This is a genomic window from Arenibacter lacus (assembly GCF_008711145.1).
GTDB lineage: Bacteria > Bacteroidota > Bacteroidia > Flavobacteriales > Flavobacteriaceae > Arenibacter > Arenibacter amylolyticus.
In genome coordinates this window covers 1-643 of the sequence record NZ_VVIN01000219.1, presented here as the reverse complement: position 1 = coordinate 643, position 643 = coordinate 1, and the positions used below count along the sequence as shown (strand labels likewise).

Below are 643 nucleotides of genomic sequence, written 5' to 3'. Positions count from 1 at the left end.
TAGGTCCAAGACCTCAAAAGTATTTAATAGGAATAAATGTTCCTTGTTACAGAGCATTAGCACTTCAAAGCCATGCTTGTTTAGGTCCGCATCAAAATGGGACTCAATGGATATGGCATTTACCTTCTGTCTTAATGCCAGTAGTTGGCAAAAAGATAGTTTAACCACTTTTTGGCCAAAATCGATGTAGAAATATCTATCCGAGTTGGATTGATATAAGGTGTAGAATTTGGATTGAAATAGTATGCTCATCGTGGCAAAATTAATACTTATTTAGATTCAATCCAAACATTAAATGCTGATTTGGCGATCAATTTGTTGGTTTAAGGATATAAAGGTTTCCGTCCTAGAGACCCCCTCTATTCTTTGAATTTCCTTATTTAATACATGCATTAAATGTTCGTTGTCCTTGCAAAGTACCTTAATTAAAATAGACCAGTTGCCCGTGGTATAATGACATTCCAAAACTTCTGGAATCTTCTCCAGTTCCTTTACTGCCTTGGGGTTGCTCATGGCCTTGTCTAGGTAGATACCGATATAAGCCATGGTGGTATACCCCAAGACCTTGGGATTAATAATAAATTTAGAACCTGCAATTAGGCCAGACGCTTCTAGCTTTCTAAGTCGTTGATGGATGGCTGCC

2 protein-coding genes are annotated in these 643 nt (G+C 37.8%); both read right to left on the bottom strand.

Annotation, left to right across the window (positions count from 1 at the left end; all coding sequences use genetic code 11):
- On the bottom strand, positions 1-252 hold a 252-nt coding region (locus tag F1E73_RS17240), incomplete at its 3' end, for a hypothetical protein (protein WP_150452690.1).
- Between the two features lie 39 nt (positions 253-291).
- Positions 292-643, bottom strand: a 352-nt coding sequence (locus tag F1E73_RS17235) for an Lrp/AsnC ligand binding domain-containing protein (protein WP_150452691.1), incomplete at its 5' end; no start/stop codon positions are given.